Consider the following 17807-nt stretch of genomic DNA (forward strand, 5'->3'; position numbering starts at 1 on the left):
CACAAAAGATTTTACAGTCTCCATTTTTATTAGTAAGGAAAATCAGTAAAACTATTAAATTGCATTTTGAACACTCCCCCCGAAATTTCAATTAATTCAAATGTTCTTTTGTTTTGACTCTTCCCATCGTTTCCTGTAATTTATCAAATCATTATCAGCACATTCCTTTGAACAATAAACACCTTCAGTGATAAAACCCTCATTTGATTAGAATTCCAACTTGTCAAAAATCTTAATAAAGATTTTAGCTATATTTCTTGCATCGTCAATTCCGCGATGATGGGTGCCATCAAGAGGAATGTTGAGCATTTTCAGCGCTTTTTCCATGCCCACACCACGTTCAGTACCAATCATCTTTCCATGCTGATGCTTGATACTAATATGATTTCGAATCCAGTTTGTAGGTGTCTTATGTAATTCGCAATCCATCTTGAATTGCTTCTTGTCATAGAAACCCCATGAGCATAGATAGTAGTCATTACCAATCCAGTTTTTAAAATTACTTATCGCTTTCCCAAAACTAGGAGCATTATCAACTTCTTCTTGTTTTATGGATGTAAGACTCTTACAGAAATCTGACAACACAGGATTTAATTTGGGTTTGATAAATGTCTGAAATTCTCCCACTACGTTTAAGTTCTCATCGAGTTTTACAGCTCCTATTTCAATGATTTCATTTTGTTTTGTTCTGTCGTTTTCCCAACATGTCGCTTCTAAGTCTAGTATAATATAGCTCATTAGGCACTCTCCTTCTTCCGATCAAATTAACATTTCATCCATTCCCAAATGTTGCTGCCTGTCTTTTCTTCTTTCAATCTCCAACTACTTTTCTCATAATACTCATTCATTTTAGAAGTAATCGGACATATTACCTCAATTGGGTACTCCCCCAAGATCTGAAGCATTTTATCCATTAACCTTTGCCCTCGATGGCTTGAACGAATCGCAAACTGATATAGCGAAATAGTTTGATCAGACTTTCTAGGATAAAAGCGCAATGCTCCTACAATTTGGTTATCGTCTATTGCTACAATCATCTGCCTTCTTCGAACAGCGGCTAACGCTCCATCAGGACATAAAAATTCCCTATTAGAAATACCGTCATTATCCTCTTGAATGTTGTTCTGAAAGAAAAATACAATGTCATTCCCTAACCATGAATCTGCAATTGTTATCTTCATTGTTCAATCCTCATGAAATCCCCACTTTATTCCTTTTAGTTATAACTTTCGCACAGCTCATCTTCTTCAACAACCTTCTTATGATATGCACACACCAAAACTTGTTCTCCATGCTTATCGTCACCACTCATGGAATTGCTGCATCCAAAACAATCTAAAAATCGATGACTTTGAAATTCTTTCTGTAGTTGTTTAACAATTTTATCTTTGCTCAATTTTATCTAACACCTTTGACAGTCCTTTAAAATGCCAACTTCATTCAATTTGCTCCCATTCCCACTCTGAAATGGTATTAGCTATAGCTTCTTTACATTTCCTTTTAGCCCAAGTAAGTGATTTCGTCTATTTAGGTGGTCGTATGTAAGGCTCACTGTAGTTTCCTTTTGAATCAATGTCCTAAATCTGATAGGAGTACTGACCATCAAAGTACGTAAAAAAGGAAACTACAGGTATTTCTACTCTAGTATCAAATTTAACTTCCTGCTCTGCCCAAGTACGAAAAACTGTTCTTTTCCACTTCAAGCTTTCCCCCCATTTCCCTTAAAAACGATCTTTCACTCATTACTTTTGCATTAATCAATCGGAAATAGCTCTTTCAATTCATTTATGATCGTTTCAGTCTGTTCAGCTTTGACTCGATTTGTATCATATGCAGCACTATTACCAATCTCTTTAGCAGCGTTACTAAGATAGGTGTAATTGTTTACATCGTTTTCAAGCTTTTCGATATATCTATGTAACTTTCCAACTCTAATCTGTTTTGTACCTCTTGTTTTCTTTGTGTTTTCCATCTTAAACTCCTTCGCTCACTGCTGTTTGAATCAAATCGCTGTTTTATTCTAATTTCAATAATATCTTTGAATTGTCTTCGATTTGATAACCAAGTTTTTCATAAATTGTTTTCAGTTCTTTTGAAGTAACATTTGCGTCTCTGGGAACGATTTCACCACGAATAAAAGATATAGATTTCTTATACCCTTGTGCAAGAATATCTTGTGTTATGGATGAAGCACTATCAACTAGAAGTTTATTCATGAGTCTTGCATGTCCACGTTTTTTATATTCTGATTTTATATCGTTTATATACAATCCCCCCTCAAGGATGTACTCAAAATTAAGAAAGGAAATCTGCTCTTCTTTGAAATTGTAACCCCTAACCCATCCAGAAATGCTTGAAAAATTACATTCTAACCTTATATAGTCCTTAAAATCGTCTGATGTTTCTACTGTTAGTCTCATTATTAATCACTCCCCACGAAATTACCTTTTCATTTGAACTCTTGGCGTAACATCCCGTACAATCCTAAAGCCGATTACCGCTGTCAGGATTAGAAAAAGCAATGCAGTTACTATACTACCTTCAATACCATACACTCCGCCATGTATCAAAGTTCCTTGGGAAGATTCTGTTATTAATACGAGCTGTTCACCTCGCCAAATTCCCAAAATTCCAGAAGTATAATTCCACGCAAAATGGAAACCTACTGGAAGCCAAAGTGCTCCAGATTTTTCTCTCATGAAGGCATACATGATTCCAGCAAAAAACAACGTAGTAAATGCAGTTAATGTGAATCCCGCTCTAAAGATATGTAAAGCAGCGAATAATCCAGAGCTGATTACTGAAGCTACTAATCCACTGAACACATACCTTAGACGCCCATAAACGTATCCTCTAATAAATATCTCCTCAGACAAAGCTACTACAAGACATATAACGAACCAAATAAGAATTGCCTCTTTATCAAAAGCAACACCCACTAATTTATGTCCGTCAAACAAATAAACAATCGCATAAATGGTAATGAGTGTTAGAAAACCCGCAACCATCCCTTTTGAAAAATCAGAAGTCAACCTGTCCATAGTAAATCCTATTATCCAACGTTTTCTTTCAAACACAATGTAATCAACTAATGAAGCAATTGCTAAACCCACAGCCGTTGCGTAATCTTGACTTTGCAAGGTAAGTCCAACAATGAAGAATAAAAATACAAATAATACTAATCTCAATAGGATTTGTACTAGATTCTTTATCAACACTTCTCATCCGTTCTAATCAAATCACCGTTTTATTCACTTCTTTACTGCCCCTCTTAGTCACCTTTGAAGATAAACCAACTTTCAAACCTTTTCACCACATCATTGGCTAACTCAAGGTCAAACTCTAAAAATCTATTGAAGAGAGGCACTCTTGCAAATTCCATTAAGTTCGATTCAACCATTTCTAGCTTTGCAATAAACTCCACATAATCAAAATCAATATAGTACAGTTCATTCTTGTCTACATCTTCTTCATTAGAGTCATCCGACCAAACACGCACTATATTTTCAGCGAATTCCATTCTTGGTGTTGGATTATGACCCATCCAAGGGCTTTTCCTGTTAATAACACTATCTAGCACATCTCTCCAAGCTTCTAGACCAGAACAACAACTCGGAGGAATTATCCTATCATTGCTTTCGAAATAGATTCCTCCTCCAATTACTACATCCGATTCATCAAATAATCGCTTTAACACTTCATGAGGTGTACCCTTAATGTCTATATTGTTGTATCCCAAAAGCATCGCAATAAACAAATCAACTTCATCACTAGTAGTTTGACCTGTTAACTTGACATATTCAGTATAAGCCACATCTGTATTCAACCAATCAGGTATCTGATAATAAGGCTCTTTTATAACTGCAACAACTAAAGGGTAATGCATGCAACTCTCTCCCTAATTAAAATCTTCATTTTATCGTAATTCGCTTGGTTCGCTTATAAATTCAAGAAATTGAACTCCCATCCTACTCAATCTTGGTGCAACCATTCCACTGCCTGTCATCATAGTGTTTAACCCACTTGCTCCAGTTCCTGATAGCCCTTTATTGTATAGATCATTAAAAATCTGTTTAGTAAATTCATCATTTGACCTTAATTCAGTGTATGCGAGATAAACTACATCACTGAGCCCACCCATAGAAAAATTAGAATTTAATCCCGCAGCTTCAAGGTATTGTTTAGGATCTTTTAATAAAACAAGAATCCGCAAGTGCCACTCATTAAATATGTCGATAAAAGAAAGAAACATTTGTTGTAAATTCTCATCGACACTCGTAGACAGTGCAGAATTTGTTATAGCATTTAACAATGCCACTCTTTTATCATCTTGATGTGTTCTTAGAGAAATCTGGGTTGCTTGTAGTGTTACCGAAAGAAAGTTTTCATTTGTAGACAATTGTTCAATATTGAACCTATCTACTTTAACTTCTAGTTCTTTAAGCCGCTCATCTATCATAATCAAAATGTTTTCTTTCCTTTTCTCAGAAGGCTGAGTCACGAGCAATGTAAATAGTTCAGAAAGTCCATTCCCAACAACGGGTACCTGCCCAAAGTTGCTTTTGCTAATCCGTGTGCATAATCGCCAATAGTGTTTTTCAGACCTTTCTTAACATCCACCAATAACCCCTCCAATGAAAACCATCTTGTATCGTTATTTCCTTTGCAATAATAAAAGCTCTAAGATTTTTCATTCTAGCCCAACTATTTATGATCCATCTTCTTATAAATTCGAAATAATATTCTTATGACAATTATACCAAATATTTCTGGCACCTTCGATCTAGCACTGGTAAATATTCCTTTTTTGAATACTACTCACTAGTGCAGTATTGTGACTATTTATCCGCTCAAATAAATACAAAAAGACACAAGCATTTGGTTACTCATGTCCTTTCGCATTTACTTGACTTTGTTTCAGTTAACGTTCACATTATGAAGATCTCCAAGCCATGTTTTACAAATTGCTGTCCGTAAACATTGGCAAAGTCGGGAGGCAGCTGGTTCGTATTCGTCTTGCCTGTTTCCAATTCGGAAATAATCAAGTCTGAGTTCTTACTATGAAGTCCTTCTTTCCAGTAGTTCACGGCCTCTTTCAAATTACTCGCAGGCAATACGGTAATGTCGACGAGCCGTGCTTCCGCTGCATTTTGCCCGGGGAGGATCACGTGGGTAAATCCTGCAATTTTAGCTTCTAGCAGAATGGGGAGTCCACCCGTTACAGGACGAAGAGAACCGTCTAATGCCAACTCTCCAAGAACGAGGATTTTCTCTGGTCTAGAGAGCATTTACTTCGAGGCGAGTAAAATACCAAACCCAATAGCTAGATCGAAACCTGAGCCTTCCTTGCGCTGGTCTGCCGGTGCCAGATTGACTGTGATCCGCTGCATTGGGTAGTCGTATCCTGCGTTACACAGGGCAGCACGAACACGATCTCTCGCTTCTTTTACAGCAGAACCACCCAGTCCGACCAAGTCGAATTGAGGTAAGCCTTTTGCTATGTCTGTTTCTACAGTGACGACCATTCCATCTATGCCGAGCACCCTGCCTGAATAACTGCATGCGTACATGTTCTCTCCCCCTCTGGTTATAGGGTAGGAAAAGAGAGAGGGGGTGGGCAAGTAAATTGATGCTTGTGGCTAATCGTTGATACCACTTTGTCAATATAGTTAGGAAAATAGTTCCAATTACCTACTGTTCATTCAATTTAAAACAACAAAACCTCTTGATCAATGATCAAGAGACATAGTAACCCATACATTTATGGAAAACTTTCTCTCCAACAGGTATACTGCAAATAAACAGGTAAGGAGTTGGTTCGATTTGATTTTTACTCTTGATCATCATCAAATTTCCATCCACCACGAACATGCTGAACCTGTTCAGATCGACTGGGACGAAGTATACAGTGTCTCTTACTATAAGATCGATTGCATCGAGTACGAAATGGGTTACCTCGTTTTTGACTTGGTATACGGTGAGTTCATTGAGATTAATGATAGTGATCAAGATTGGGAAAAAATCGTCAATGATCTCGAAAAATACTTACCCTCGCAAACAAGCGATTGGAGGCATTCATTACGTAGTTGGTCGATCGACGACGGTATTCTTTATCTTTATGAGAAAACGTAAGAACGAGGCGAACTGAACCTCCTCACTTTATCCAACGATTTAGAACTTGTATTATTGCTGAAACCATTTGAATATGATGGGGAAAACGATAATCGCTCGGTCATCTTTATCTTCACTGCTTTCTCTTCAATTCATTCAGTAGTTCAATGATTTGCTGGTTTTGATCCACTTGCTTTTTACCTCCTTACGATTAACGTTGATATAAAAAAAAGACCCGCGTTCCGAATGCGAGTCTTTTCTCATGCTTTGTTGTTTCTTCTTGATCAAATCGAGCTACTTCTGATAGACAGAGATATACTCTTTTTTCACGTGATCTGCTAACCAAACGAGCTCATTTCCATGGTAAAACTTCACACCATCTTGCCAAGCTTGCCTCGCATCGATTCGCAAAAGTACCGGATGATCGTCTCGTCTTTTCCCAACCTGCTGTGCTGTTTGGACGTCTTCAGACAGATGCACATACTGTCTTCCTTTTGGAACAAGCCCGCTAGTCAAAATAGAATCGAGGAATCTTTGCGGCGTGCCGTGAAAAAGAAACGCAGGTGGTTCTTTTTCTTCCTTTTGGATCTTTTGTGGCACTGAATGTCCATAGAGGGCGCGAATTTTGCCTTGATTGATCTCATGGCGCTTTTTTTCTGATAACGCAATCATCGTATGTAAATCTTCTTCGGTAACCGCTCGCCACTTGCGCTGTTCATGAAGTGACAAAAGTAATTGCTTGATAGGAACCCATCCTTGTTCGTCTAACTCAAGCTCATATTCATGGGGGGCATGACGAAGCGCATAGGACAGTTCTTTACTCAATTTTTGATAATCCATACACTCATCTCCCATTACAACAGGTCATAGCCACTTCTTTTACGCAAAAAAGTAACCAAGACTCACGATTGCAGCAATAAATAGGTGAACGATGAAATTTCCTGTTAGTCGAACCCAGAGCAGTTGGCTTTTCATCGTCCAAAATCCATAAAGGAGAGCAACGATCAGGTAAGCCAGAACATAAATGAAAAACAGAGGACTGCTCTCCTCTTTAGGACATTTCTTTTTTTATGTTAGCAATTAGCTTGTCAGCATTGTTTTCATCGTTATCAAACATAACCAGGTCTTGCAAAGCAATCCCTTCCACGGATTGAATTGCTGTGGACATAGAATCGGCCAGTTGCTGCATATCAGCTTTGTCTGCTACTTCAACATCTAGAACCAGTACAAGTTTTTTCTTCATGGTGATAATCCTCGCTTTACGATAAGTATGGATAATGCGATCGAGCCATATCATCCCCATTATACATAATAATCCGGTATACATCGACAACTGGTAATCACAGATTTATTCCGGGATCTCTATATATACGGAAACACTCGATTTTAATATCTCGATCAGCACCTCATCCATGTATATGTATTCATCAGGAATGCCCAAGCAAATGATCCTTTTATCCATCAGTTCCGAGCTAAACTTTTCTCGTAACCGCCTTACATGTTTTTTCTCCATACAAAAAATGAGATCAGCCCAGCCGATAAGACCACTTGTTACTTTGATGCGCGCCCCAGTTTCAGTACCTGCTGATCTTACTTCATAATCATTGATCCCGTGAAAAATCTTTTCTGCTGTCAAGCTCCTCCATTTATTTCTACTGCAAATGAACAGTAGCTTCATTCTTCCTCCTCATCTAAATCTTCAAACTTCCATTCCTCTGGTACCGGATAATAAGCGTCATACTCTTTCTTGGCATCCTCGCTCATTTCCTCTAGCCATGGCCAATAATGCATGACATAGTCCTCACCAAATCCCATCCGCCAAAACAAACTATAAGGATGCTCTTCTGGAAACACAATCCATGGTGGCAAATAGAAATGCGGTTGATACCCCTCTAGGCTTTCACGTACTTCCATCCACAATCTTCCTAGTATGTTTCGATCGTTACTCGTACGATCGATTAAGGCTGCATCCCCAGTAGAAAGCAGAATTTCACGAATGACAGGATACTGTTCTACTTTTGCTTGTAATATCTTGCGCATGATCTCTTTTTCAAGGATAGTTCCCGAAACTTTCTTGGCTTGCAGATAGTGTTCCGAAGTTGTCCATCGTTCCCCTTCCACCTCTATCGGATGACCAGAGAAATGGGAGAAGCAGCCGTAAGGTTTTTCTGGTTGATCGAAGTGAATTTCAAGAGGTTGCTGTATATGTTTTCGGATATGATCCTGCATGAATATTTGTACCTCCCTATCTAGCGTAGCGTTTTCATAATGACTACCTGACATTCCACGCCTTCTGTAAATACTTCCGAAATATATCATCCAGCTTGTCTGTTGGGTCATCCAGCTCATTTGTATATTGGCTAGTCAGTGCAGTCAGACGCTCAATTTGTTCCTCAATAAAATGGTGAAGCTCTTCGATTCTTGGCTCCCAGTTCAACTCATCCCCAGCTATTTTTCTTTGGAGCAGCTCAGAAATTTTACCTTTTAACCTAGAATCGGTTATCAGCGCTTCAACTAACTGATCAAATCCAATGGGGGGGTTCGTATGATTCGTTTCGATCCAGATGCATGCGAGGATCGGGCGTAACACGTAAAAATACTTTTTGATTTTGACTTGCTCCCCTTGCAGATAGTCCCGAAAATTCCCCTTTGCCATACTGAGGTAATGATGCAAGGAAGCCTTTGGCGAAAATACTTCCCCTTGCAACCTTACCAGCTCATCTCGAAAGCCAAGTGTATCGAGATAGACGATATCTGACACAAGCCATTCTTGTAGAGGCGGATTCGATTTTCGATATAGCTTGAGGGCTTTTCGAATATCCCAGCCATTTATATCTAAAAGGTCATTGATCGGTACATCTACAACATCCCGTTTGTCGTCAATGGACAAATACCATTCTGGTTTCTTCACATAGACAAAACGTACATCATAATCGCTATCTTTGGACGGAAATCCCCATGCCCGGCTTCCTGATTCAACAGCGAACAATATTTTCAAGTCATGCTCTTGCTCGATTTCTTTTAACTTTTCCAAGATGATCTCTCGCACGGTACATTCCTCCTCCACAAGAAATTACAGGGATTACTTACACTTTGAAAAAAACTCGCTGAACCAATTAAGATTCAGCGAGCTTTCTATCCTATCTTATTTTACGGTAACTTCAATTTCAACTGTATAGCCTTTGTATTTTGCTGTAATAGTAGCCTTACCTTTCTTTTTCCCTTTTACAGTTCCATTGTCTGATACGGTGGCTACAGAAGACTTGGAGGACTTCCATGTAGCTTTGGTACCACTGATACCATCGCCATCATAGGTGAGTCTAATCTTTTCGGAGTCACCTTTTTTGAGCGAAATAGAGTCGTCATCTGCCTCCAACTTGCCTGAGCTTGAGCCGTCAACTTTTACCTCAATCTCCACTTTTTCGCCTTTATACGTAGCTGTAATCGTTGCCGTTCCTTTTCCTTTTGCAGTAATCGTACCATTGCTGCTGACAGTCGCTACAGAAGTTTTAGAGGATTTCCATGATGCTTTAGAACCACTGATGATGTCGCCATCATACTTCAATACAACGATTTCTCTGTCACCTTTATCCATGGTGAGGCTGGTATCATCAGCTTCCAGTAATGAGGAGGAACCATCAACAGTTACATCGATATCTACTGTTTCGCCTCTGTAACTAGCTGTAATCGTTGCCTTACCCTTACCTGTCGCTGTAATAGTACCGTTGCTGCTGACAGTTGCTACGGAAGATTTAGAAGTTTTCCAGGTTGCTTGGGAATTACTGATCACAGCACCATCGTAAGTCAGAATAATGATTTCACGATTTCCTCTCTTCATGGAGAGTTTGGTGTCGTCCGCTACCAACTTACCTGAGGTATTTGCATCAACTTTTACTTGGATCTCTACCTTGTTACCTTTGTATTCAGCTGTAATGTAAGCAGTTCCTTTACCTTTAGCTGTTACAACCCCGTCACTTACAGTTGCAACAGACGAATTGGATGTTTTCCAAGTTGCTTTGGAACCAGACAATCTTTCATCGTCATATCTTAACTGAATAGTCTCTTTTTGTCCGTCTTTCAAGGAAATACTAGTATAATCCGCTTCCAGTCTACCTGAAGCATCTGTATCGACATAGACGTCAATTTCTACCTCGTCGCCTTTGTATTTTGCAGTAATCGTAGCTGTACCCTTGGCTCTAGCAGTAACGACCCCATCATCACTGACTCTAGCTACGGAAGTATCCGACGATTTCCAAGTTGCTTTGGAACCAGACAGTTTATCATCGTCATAAGTCAATTTAATTGTTTCTTTATCGCCTTTTTCCATCTTGAGTCGAGAGACGTCTGCTTCTAGTTTCCCATCTGAGTTGCTTTGGCCAACATTTACTTGAATTTCTACTTTTTGGCCTCTATATTCCGCAGTAATGATTGTGCTTCCAGAAGATACACCTTTTATTTCACCATCATCTACAGTAGCAATGGATTTATCCTCAGTACTCCAATCTGCCTTTGATCCAGCTAGAGTCTTATCAGCATATTTCAAACTAATTGTCGATTTCTTACCTTTTTTAATATTGATTTCAGAACGATTTGCTTCCAAAATCTCAGCTTTTGAAACGGTGACTCTGATTGTTACTTTATCTCCATTATATTTTGCTGTAACAAAAGTCGATCCTGCCTTCTTACCTGTCACGACTCCATTGTAAACAGTAGCGATACTAGAAGTGCCTACTTCCCAGTTAACCAGTCCATTATCGATCGTGCTGCCATTATAAGTCAGGCGAATCGTTTCCGTTGAACCTGCGGAGATATTCATTGAACTCGAGTTGGCTTTCAGGCCAGACGTGCTTGCTACCACGCTATAGGCTTGTAAAGGTTGTGGTGTCGTGACTTGTGCAGAAGCAATACCTGTAACTGAAAACTGAACAGTACAAATAGTTGCAACCGCTAAGGAGACGTTTTTCATTAAGTTGCTTTTGATCTTTTTCATGTTTTTACCTCCAAATTATTTCCTATACTTGTATTGACGTATGAGATGGAAAAATGTCACACCAAATATGCTTTTTTTTGAAAAATATTTGTTATTATTTCAAACAATTGTTTGTAACCCAAATACAAAAGCAAAAAGTGACACTAGTTATGGGCTTGTCTGTACGAATAGATCCATTTCATCAAAAAAAATGCTTCCCAGCTTTTGAGCCGGAAAGCGGATATTGATGCTTGGAGGAGTTTCATCGCGTCGAGTACAGTACATAGTACGCTGGCTCTGCGACTGATGCTGTAGACGTATCCCCAATATATCCGTAGTCGAGAGCCCGTTTTTCCTAGAAAGCACTCTCATAATGCTCAATGACCGGCTTCATGAAGTCTCCACCTCGTGTTAATGTACCGGTGAAAATCGCGATGACATCAAACCGAAAGGCCGGGATTGGCTGTGAGTTTTTTTGCAGGTATTCGATGGCAAGCTCACGCAGCTTCTGTTTCTTCTTCCAAGTAATGGACTCGCCCGCTGATCCAAAAAATTGGCTGCTCCTCGTTCGGACCTCAATGAAAACTAAGCAATTTCCGTCTAGCGCAATCAAATCCATTTCCCCACGTTTTGTTCGAACATTTCGATCGACAATGCAAAAACCCTTGTTCACTAAATAGCTTTCAGCAAGCTGTTCTCCTTTTTGACCAAGAAGACGGCGGCGATCGCTCATTATTTGGTTCCTCCGCCTTTATCGATACGATAGACAAAAGCAAGGATTTCTGCCACAACTTGATACAACTCCGGAGGAATTTGTTGATCCAAATCCAGCTTGCCCAAAACCTCTACAAGTGATGGGTCCTCTTGTACCGGTATATCATGCTCCTTCGCTGTCTTCAGGATATTGTCAGCTACGTACCCCTTGCCTTTTGCCACAACCTTTGGCGCTTCCATGGTACCCGCCTGGTATTTTAGCGCAACTGCCTGTTTGCGTTTTTGCTCTGAAGAGGATGGCGGCTTCATACGCGAAGGTCAACCCCTTTATAGTCAGCCAGGATGGGGCCTTTGGCTTGGATCGGACTTGTCGACTTCCCGCGCTCGGCCGGGACTGGCTGGACCCGCATAGCCGATAGATGGTAACCAACATCCTGTAATTGGTCAGCAAAACGATCCTTGGAGCCTTGAATGAGTGCTTCCACCCATGGCGTATCGTTAAAAATTTGCAGGTTAACGATTCGATTCACGATACTGACATCAATCATGGTTGTCCCCATACTTTGGAGTTCCAAATGAAAGAATAGACGGCAGTTCTCCGGATCAAGTTGTCCAGAGCCTTTCTTTTTTGACTCAATTTGGACGAAAGCCGTCTCATCCCCTTCTGCTTGGCGAATCGGAATTTGCATCACGATTTGAGACAAAGCTTGGTTAGAGGGCTGTACCATCATCAACTGTTGTCCGGTCACTTGTTGCAGCAGTTGATCAGCAGCTTCTCGCAAGGCGGTTGGTAGTGCCTGAGCTGGCGCTTGACTGATTTGCAACAAGAGGGATTTGACTGTATCCATCTGCTTTAATGAATGCGAATCGATTGCCCCCTGTGAAAATGCCTGGCCCATCAATTCTCTCTCGTGGGTTACGCCTAAATGACGAAACAATTCAGCAATCGAGTTAGCAGCTGTGGCTCCATTCACTGCACCAGATGCTTGAGACATCACTTGTGGAATGACCTTTTGCCCCGCATCTGTCACTACGGCCCTTTGCTCTGCCATCTGCTTGTTTTGGATCGGCTCCTGATTCATCTGTGCTGACTGAGGAATAGGCAACGGCTCAGTTCGAGCAATTTTTGACTCGACGCTTGGACCACTAGTCTGGTTAGGCAGTAACTGATTACTCTTTCCGATCATCGCGTTTTGCTGCGATTCCACCTGCTTTGTTGCAGGGCTTGGTGCAGTTACTGCCTCAGTGGAACCAGATGACGAAACAGCTTGTGATGGCGATGGTATGTTACTGAAAGCCTGGGTTGATGGTTGGGGTGATGTCTGCACTTGCGCTGAAGGCTGACCGCTCTGCGCAGGCAGCGGCTGAGTCTGGCTTCCTCCAGACGCGTTCTGAGAAGCACCTTGATTGGGCTGATTCCCTTGTGGCATTTGTTTGACCGCCAGTCCCTCGTCTGTTGCATCGTTGCCCGCGATAAGTAAAGAGAGTCCTGCCAACTTTTCTTTTAACTGACTAACAAGCTGTTTGACATCTCCCGTTGCTGCATTAGCCTGTCCGGGGACTTGCTGTGATTGGCTTTGAGACATTTGACCTGTCGTCTGTGAAGGCTGGCCCTCTCCCTCTAAAAAGAGCGAGGCTTGCTGCAGCAGGTTTTGGATCAGCTGACCCATTGGCTTGTCAGATAAAAAAGCTTTGAGCCCTCCGATTGTATCAGGAGTCAGTGGCAAATTTCGTTTCATGGCAGTCATGAATGCCTCTATCGTGGCATTGTCTACTCCTAAGCGCCCAGCAACGGCTGAAAAAGCTTGTATCGTTTCCTTATTCACAGGAAGATTGGCACCAAGCAGAGCTTGCACGATCGCTTTGTTCTCTTTTGTATCGGCAATCCCTAGTGACCGCATTAGTCCTTCTAGAGATGCGTCTTTGCCAGCTCCTTCCCCGACGCTTTCCAAAACCTTCAACGTGACGACGCCTGTTGATGGTTGGACTTGCAGCCAAGCTTTCTGGCCCGGTTCCAGACTTGCTTCCATTTTAGCCTGAACCTGCATTCCCCCGACTTGTACGAGCGCCATATTGTCCGGGTAATGCTTGATTACCGTGCCTTTAAACACTTGTCCGGGAGTAAGCTCAACCGGCTTCGGAGCGGATATGGGTGCTTTTTGCACGAATGATTGAATAAGTTGCGACGGGGAAAACATGCAGATCCTCCTCCTCTAGGCAGTATGTTACTAGCTTCACTTTTTAGGCGTGTTCTTTTACACCAGTGAATGTCTTGCGATGGATCGGCGTAGGTCCAAATCGAGCGATTGCTGCCAGATGCTCAAGGGTGCCGTAGCCTGCGTGCTTGTCAAAGCCATAGGCTGGATATTGTTCGGCATACTGGGCCATCAATCGATCACGGGTAACCTTTGCTACGATCGATGCGGCTGCAATCGAGACACTCTTGGCATCCCCTCCGATAATCGGTACCTGCTCGCAATCCATTCCGGTTAGCTGCACGGCGTCAATCAGTAATGCATCTGGCACTTTACCTGCCTGTTGGATCGCCAGCTTCATCGCCTCTTTTGTAGCAGCCAATATATTGATCGCATCGATTCTTGCTGCATCGACAATTCCGATTCCCAGAGCAAGTGCATCTCTTTGAATGATTTCGCAAAAAGCTTCCCGAGTGGATACAGGTATCTTCTTCGAGTCATTCAGTCCTGGCAAGTAAAAATCCTTGGGCAGGCATACGGCACACGCGACAACTGGACCAGCCAATGGTCCTCGTCCGACCTCATCTACCCCGAATATGTATTGATGCCCCTTATCAAACATGGCTTTCTCATAGACGGTCATGTCAGCCCACATCTGGGCGAGCTTTTCTTGACGTGCAATCGCTGCTTCCGCCTGCTTCGCCAGAGCCTGTACACCCGCTCTTTTATCTTCTTTCAGCAATTGTAAAAAATCTTTGGGTACCTCGTCCAACTTTTCCATCGTCACTCGTATTTCTTTTATCGACATATCCGCTAGAATCATTGACTCATTTCTCCTTACAGATCTCAAAGTACCCATTCAAAAAGACGACGTTTTGAACATCCTCTCATAGTAAAAAACCTGCCTACCGTATATGTCGATAGACAGGTTTTTGATGGCTGGAAAGCTTATTCGGGAAAAGAAACTGGCTTACCAATCGGTTCGTCCATTTCCCAGTCAATCGGGCGCTCGACAGAGATCGTTCCCAGCTTGCCGGAACGCAGCTCACGCAGGAAAATTTCCGCTGCCTTGTCGTAGTCGATATTTCCGCCAGAAACGAGACAACCGCGCTTCTTCCCGATTTCTTCGAGCATTTCTACTCGATCCTCAGGCAGTTCTTTTAGCTTGAAGCGTTCGATCAGGCGTTCCGGATAGTAGTGCATCATGTAGCTGATGACAAATAATGCTACCTCCGTAAAATCGATGAGCTCGTCTTTAATTGCCCCACTTGCCGCCAGTCGCAGACCTACCATCTGATCTTCAAATTTCGGCCAAAGAATACCAGGCGTATCGAGCAGCTCCAGTGTATCACCCATTTTTACCCATTGTTGCGCCTTGGTTACCGCCGGACGATCCCCTGTAGCCGCTACTGAGCGCTTGGACAAGCGGTTAATGAGGGAAGACTTGCCGACATTGGGGATTCCCAAGATCATGATGCGGATGGCACGACCTTGCATCCCCCGCTCACTGCGCTTTGCCAGCATGTCAGCAGCTAGCTCCTTACACATTTCTGGGAGCTTGCTGACACCTTTACCACTCAGGGCATCAATCGGCAATGTGCGAATGCCTTGTTTGCGAAAATAAGCAATCCACTCATCTGTTGCCCGTTCATCCGCCAAATCTGCTTTATTAAGTAATATCAAACGTGGTTTATCACTGACAATCTCGTCAATCATCGGATTACGGCTGGAAAGCGGCAGACGTGCATCGAGAAGCTCAATGACAACATCGATTAACTTCAGCTTTTCCGTTACTTGACGACGTGCTTTAGCCATATGGCCAGGAAACCATTGGATCGTCATGATGTCTCACCTACCTTGAAGCTTTGCATTATCTTGTCAAGCGAATTCCCGCAACCGGCCAAAAAGTAAATTCAGCTCTACCAACAACCGTACTGACGGCAACAGGACCGATGGCTCTGCTGTCATGACTGTTCAACCTGTTATCGCCCATCACAAAGATATGGTCTGCTGGTATTTGGACCGGGGGAAAATCGTGGGTAAAGAACGGCTCTGCCTGCTGCTTCGCTTGTTCTTTAAATTGTGCAAGATACGGTTCCTCTACCACTTTGCCATTGACCAGTAGCTGATCGCTTTTGACCTCTACTGTATCACCCTCAACAGCAATGACTCTCTTGATGTAATCTCGTTCCTTTTCAGCATGAAACACGATGATTTCACCAGGCTTCGGATCTTGCAAAAAGTAAATCGCCTTGTTTACAACTAATTTTTCACTGTTATGTAATGTACTTTCCATGGATTCGCCTTCTACAATAAACGGGGCGAACAAAAAGGTACGAATGAGAAACGCCAAGACTAAAGCGATCCCAAGTGCCTTTATCCATTCCCATAGTTCATTTTTCTTCTTATGACTGGAGGTAATTTCTTCGCTCATGACTTACGATCCTCCCATGAAAGCTCGTCCAACCTTAGCTGTAACATATGTCAAGATGAACTATTTTATTTCGAGATCGTTAAATGGAAAAAAGAGGCCTGGCAAGCAGGCCAGTCCTCTTTCTAAGCTTTACGCTTATCGACGGATTTCTTTAATACGAGCTGCTTTACCTACGCGATCGCGCAGATAGTACAGTTTCGCACGACGTACTTTACCATGACGCACGATTTCGATCTTGTCGATCTTAGGCGTGTGTACTGGGAATGTACGCTCAACACCTACGCCGTAAGAAATCTTACGAGCTGTAAATGTTTCGCTTACACCTGTACCGCGACGGCGAATGCATACGCCTTCGAACAGCTGGATACGCTCACGCTGACCCTCGATAACCTTAACGTGTACACGAACAGTGTCACCAGGTCGGAACGCAGGAATGTCCTGTTTCAATTGCGCTTTTTCCAGTTCACGGATAATTTGGTTCATTTGAATTTCCTCCTTCCGATAGACGTTCTTACTCGTCTAACCCATAGGTCCAGCCGCTAGGGCTGCGTTACGAGTAGCGGACCGCCTTAGTCAGCGGGCAAAATTGCCACAAGAAGTATATTAACACAGGGGGCACAAAACTACAAGACTCTTCTCCTATTTGTTCCCTACTTTTTTTCCTGCTCCAATTCAGCCAATAGCTTTTTCATTTCATTTGTCAGCGCAATCTTTTCCAACAAATCTGGACGCCGTGCTTTTGTTCGACGCAGCGATTCTTTTAACCGCCAGCTTTCAATATTGGCGTGGTGGCCTGACAACAATACATCTGGCACCTTCCAGCCGCGAAACTCAGCTGGTCTTGTGTAATGAGGGTATTCGAGCAGTCCTGTTGAAAAGGAATCCTCAACAGCTGACGTCTGGTTTCCCAACGCCCCTGGCTGCAAACGAACGACACTGTCAATGACCACCATCGCCGCAAGCTCTCCCCCAGTCAGTACGTAGTCGCCAATCGAAATCTCATCCGTGACGAGATGCTCGCGAATTCGCTCGTCGTACCCTTCATAATGACCACAAATGAAGACAAGGTGCTCTTCTTGCGCCAACTCTTCTGCAAGCTTCTGCTGATAAGGTACACCCTGTGGGCACATCAGAATCACTCGGGTTTTTTTCTCTCCTGACAAGGCTTCTACAGCTCGGAATAACGGCTCAGGCTTTAAGACCATTCCTCCGCCACCGCCATAAGGGGTGTCGTCTACCGTACCGTGCTTGCTCTCAGAGAAATCGCGAAAATTGGTAACGTGAAAATCAACCAGTTCTTTTTCGCTTGCCTTTCCCAAAATGCTGCTGGATAAAACACCTGTAAACATTTCGGGAAAGAGCGTAAAAATATCGATCCGCATCT

Annotated in this window: 23 protein-coding genes and 1 pseudogene; 1 reads left to right on the plus strand and 23 read right to left on the minus strand. The window is 42.3% G+C overall.

Annotated elements, in window-relative coordinates:
* Positions 1 to 207: 207 nt before the first annotated feature.
* The 9 genes and pseudogenes from C7R92_RS05860 to C7R92_RS05895 all read right to left on the minus strand — a co-directional run bounded on the left by C7R92_RS05860 (position 208) and on the right by C7R92_RS05895 (position 5570).
* Entirely contained in the window at positions 208 to 738 is a 531-nt protein-coding gene (locus tag C7R92_RS05860) for a 3'-5' exonuclease (protein ID WP_106833538.1), read from the minus strand.
* A 26-nt stretch (positions 739 to 764) separates the two neighbouring features.
* Positions 765 to 1181, minus strand: coding sequence for a GNAT family N-acetyltransferase (locus tag C7R92_RS05865; RefSeq protein ID WP_106833539.1), 417 nt, complete (start codon positions 1179 to 1181; stop codon positions 765 to 767).
* 35 nt (positions 1182 to 1216) lie between these two features.
* Positions 1217 to 1396, minus strand: a complete 180-nt coding sequence (locus C7R92_RS31860) for a hypothetical protein (RefSeq protein ID WP_146147601.1) — start codon at positions 1394 to 1396, stop codon at positions 1217 to 1219.
* Positions 1397 to 1753: 357 nt separating this feature from the next.
* A complete protein-coding gene (locus C7R92_RS05870; RefSeq protein WP_069849310.1) occupies positions 1754 to 1972 on the minus strand; it encodes a hypothetical protein in 219 nt (72 codons plus the stop codon).
* A gap of 43 nt (positions 1973 to 2015) precedes the next feature.
* Complete coding sequence (locus C7R92_RS05875) at positions 2016 to 2420, minus strand: hypothetical protein (protein WP_106833540.1); 405 nt, start codon at positions 2418 to 2420, stop codon at positions 2016 to 2018.
* Positions 2421 to 2441: 21 nt separating this feature from the next.
* Positions 2442 to 3215 (minus strand): CPBP family intramembrane glutamic endopeptidase, encoded by a 774-nt coding sequence (locus tag C7R92_RS05880; RefSeq protein WP_106833541.1) that lies wholly within the window; start codon positions 3213 to 3215, stop codon positions 2442 to 2444.
* 56 nt (positions 3216 to 3271) lie between these two features.
* A complete protein-coding gene (locus C7R92_RS05885; protein WP_106833542.1) occupies positions 3272 to 3886 on the minus strand; it encodes a hypothetical protein in 615 nt (204 codons plus the stop codon).
* A gap of 30 nt (positions 3887 to 3916) precedes the next feature.
* Complete coding sequence (locus C7R92_RS05890; RefSeq protein ID WP_106833543.1) at positions 3917 to 4465, minus strand: hypothetical protein; 549 nt, start codon at positions 4463 to 4465, stop codon at positions 3917 to 3919.
* A gap of 463 nt (positions 4466 to 4928) precedes the next feature.
* Positions 4929 to 5570, minus strand: a pseudogene (locus C7R92_RS05895) (magnesium chelatase domain-containing protein).
* A 253-nt stretch (positions 5571 to 5823) separates the two neighbouring features.
* Here C7R92_RS05895 and C7R92_RS05900 point away from each other — a divergent pair.
* Positions 5824 to 6132: a hypothetical protein gene (locus C7R92_RS05900; protein ID WP_106833544.1), complete on the plus strand. Its 309-nt coding sequence runs from the start codon at positions 5824 to 5826 to the stop codon at positions 6130 to 6132.
* 273 nt (positions 6133 to 6405) lie between these two features.
* On the opposite strand, the gene C7R92_RS05905 is transcribed toward C7R92_RS05900, so the two are convergent.
* From C7R92_RS05905 to trmD, 14 genes are all read right to left on the minus strand, one after another.
* Complete coding sequence (locus C7R92_RS05905) at positions 6406 to 6951, minus strand: RNA 2'-phosphotransferase (protein ID WP_017249353.1); 546 nt, start codon at positions 6949 to 6951, stop codon at positions 6406 to 6408.
* A gap of 211 nt (positions 6952 to 7162) precedes the next feature.
* The gene (locus tag C7R92_RS05910; protein WP_007719678.1) at positions 7163 to 7354 is read right to left on the minus strand and encodes a hypothetical protein; all 192 of its coding nucleotides are present in this window, start codon (positions 7352 to 7354) and stop codon (positions 7163 to 7165) included.
* A gap of 105 nt (positions 7355 to 7459) precedes the next feature.
* Complete coding sequence (locus tag C7R92_RS05915) at positions 7460 to 7789, minus strand: low molecular weight protein tyrosine phosphatase family protein (RefSeq protein WP_106833545.1); 330 nt, start codon at positions 7787 to 7789, stop codon at positions 7460 to 7462.
* On the minus strand, positions 7786 to 8340 hold the full coding sequence (locus tag C7R92_RS05920; RefSeq protein ID WP_106833546.1) for an NADAR family protein: 555 nt from the start codon (positions 8338 to 8340) through the stop codon (positions 7786 to 7788). The genes C7R92_RS05915 and C7R92_RS05920 overlap by 4 nt, the downstream gene beginning before the upstream one ends.
* 43 nt (positions 8341 to 8383) lie before the next feature.
* Positions 8384 to 9160 carry a nucleotidyltransferase domain-containing protein gene (locus C7R92_RS05925; RefSeq protein WP_106833547.1) on the minus strand — a complete coding sequence of 259 codons (777 nt, stop codon included), beginning with the start codon at positions 9158 to 9160 and terminating at the stop codon, positions 8384 to 8386.
* Positions 9161 to 9256: 96 nt separating this feature from the next.
* Entirely contained in the window at positions 9257 to 11101 is a 1845-nt protein-coding gene (locus tag C7R92_RS05930) for an Ig-like domain-containing protein (protein ID WP_106833548.1), read from the minus strand.
* A 334-nt stretch (positions 11102 to 11435) separates the two neighbouring features.
* The gene (locus tag C7R92_RS05935) at positions 11436 to 11813 is read right to left on the minus strand and encodes a YraN family protein (RefSeq protein WP_106833549.1); all 378 of its coding nucleotides are present in this window, start codon (positions 11811 to 11813) and stop codon (positions 11436 to 11438) included.
* Positions 11813 to 12103: an EscU/YscU/HrcU family type III secretion system export apparatus switch protein gene (locus tag C7R92_RS05940; protein ID WP_017249360.1), complete on the minus strand. Its 291-nt coding sequence runs from the start codon at positions 12101 to 12103 to the stop codon at positions 11813 to 11815. Before C7R92_RS05940 ends, C7R92_RS05935 begins: the two co-directional genes overlap by 1 nt.
* On the minus strand, positions 12100 to 13992 hold the full coding sequence (locus tag C7R92_RS05945) for a hypothetical protein (RefSeq protein WP_106833550.1): 1893 nt from the start codon (positions 13990 to 13992) through the stop codon (positions 12100 to 12102). Before C7R92_RS05945 ends, C7R92_RS05940 begins: the two co-directional genes overlap by 4 nt.
* A gap of 43 nt (positions 13993 to 14035) precedes the next feature.
* On the minus strand, positions 14036 to 14812 hold the full coding sequence (locus C7R92_RS05950) for a ribonuclease HII (protein ID WP_106833551.1): 777 nt from the start codon (positions 14810 to 14812) through the stop codon (positions 14036 to 14038).
* Between the two features lie 125 nt (positions 14813 to 14937).
* Positions 14938 to 15831 (minus strand): ribosome biogenesis GTPase YlqF, encoded by an 894-nt coding sequence (gene ylqF / locus C7R92_RS05955; protein ID WP_007719698.1) that lies wholly within the window; start codon positions 15829 to 15831, stop codon positions 14938 to 14940.
* Positions 15832 to 15859: 28 nt separating this feature from the next.
* Entirely contained in the window at positions 15860 to 16423 is a 564-nt protein-coding gene (lepB, locus tag C7R92_RS05960) for a signal peptidase I (RefSeq protein WP_106833552.1), read from the minus strand.
* Between the two features lie 135 nt (positions 16424 to 16558).
* Entirely contained in the window at positions 16559 to 16906 is a 348-nt protein-coding gene (gene rplS / locus C7R92_RS05965; RefSeq protein ID WP_007719703.1) for a 50S ribosomal protein L19, read from the minus strand.
* 167 nt (positions 16907 to 17073) lie between these two features.
* Complete coding sequence (gene trmD / locus C7R92_RS05970) at positions 17074 to 17805, minus strand: tRNA (guanosine(37)-N1)-methyltransferase TrmD (RefSeq protein ID WP_106833553.1); 732 nt, start codon at positions 17803 to 17805, stop codon at positions 17074 to 17076.
* Positions 17806 to 17807 lie beyond the last annotated feature (2 nt).

It is taken from the genome of Brevibacillus porteri (assembly GCF_003013475.1).
In the GTDB taxonomy this organism is placed as follows: domain Bacteria; phylum Bacillota; class Bacilli; order Brevibacillales; family Brevibacillaceae; genus Brevibacillus; species Brevibacillus porteri.

Bases quoted from the DNA above. Each gene is read 5' to 3' on its own strand.
- C7R92_RS05860 (WP_106833538.1), bottom strand. From the start codon at position 738: ATGAGCTATATTATACTAGACTTAGAAGCGACATGTTGGGAAAACGAC.
- C7R92_RS05865 (WP_106833539.1), bottom strand. From the start codon at position 1,181: ATGAAGATAACAATTGCAGATTCATGGTTAGGGAATGACATTGTATTT.
- C7R92_RS05870 (WP_069849310.1), bottom strand. From the start codon at position 1,972: ATGGAAAACACAAAGAAAACAAGAGGTACAAAACAGATTAGAGTTGGA.
- C7R92_RS05875 (WP_106833540.1), bottom strand. From the start codon at position 2,420: ATGAGACTAACAGTAGAAACATCAGACGATTTTAAGGACTATATAAGG.
- C7R92_RS05885 (WP_106833542.1), bottom strand. From the start codon at position 3,886: ATGCATTACCCTTTAGTTGTTGCAGTTATAAAAGAGCCTTATTATCAG.
- C7R92_RS05905 (WP_017249353.1), bottom strand. From the start codon at position 6,951: ATGGATTATCAAAAATTGAGTAAAGAACTGTCCTATGCGCTTCGTCAT.
- C7R92_RS05910 (WP_007719678.1), bottom strand. From the start codon at position 7,354: ATGAAGAAAAAACTTGTACTGGTTCTAGATGTTGAAGTAGCAGACAAA.
- C7R92_RS05915 (WP_106833545.1), bottom strand. From the start codon at position 7,789: ATGAAGCTACTGTTCATTTGCAGTAGAAATAAATGGAGGAGCTTGACA.
- C7R92_RS05920 (WP_106833546.1), bottom strand. From the start codon at position 8,340: ATGCAGGATCATATCCGAAAACATATACAGCAACCTCTTGAAATTCAC.
- C7R92_RS05930 (WP_106833548.1), bottom strand. From the start codon at position 11,101: ATGAAAAAGATCAAAAGCAACTTAATGAAAAACGTCTCCTTAGCGGTT.
- C7R92_RS05935 (WP_106833549.1), bottom strand. From the start codon at position 11,813: ATGAGCGATCGCCGCCGTCTTCTTGGTCAAAAAGGAGAACAGCTTGCT.
- C7R92_RS05940 (WP_017249360.1), bottom strand. From the start codon at position 12,103: ATGAAGCCGCCATCCTCTTCAGAGCAAAAACGCAAACAGGCAGTTGCG.
- C7R92_RS05945 (WP_106833550.1), bottom strand. From the start codon at position 13,992: ATGTTTTCCCCGTCGCAACTTATTCAATCATTCGTGCAAAAAGCACCC.
- C7R92_RS05950 (WP_106833551.1), bottom strand. From the start codon at position 14,812: ATGATTCTAGCGGATATGTCGATAAAAGAAATACGAGTGACGATGGAA.
- ylqF (WP_007719698.1), bottom strand. From the start codon at position 15,831: ATGACGATCCAATGGTTTCCTGGCCATATGGCTAAAGCACGTCGTCAA.
- lepB (WP_106833552.1), bottom strand. From the start codon at position 16,423: ATGAGCGAAGAAATTACCTCCAGTCATAAGAAGAAAAATGAACTATGG.
- rplS (WP_007719703.1), bottom strand. From the start codon at position 16,906: ATGAACCAAATTATCCGTGAACTGGAAAAAGCGCAATTGAAACAGGAC.
- trmD (WP_106833553.1), bottom strand. From the start codon at position 17,805: ATGCGGATCGATATTTTTACGCTCTTTCCCGAAATGTTTACAGGTGTT.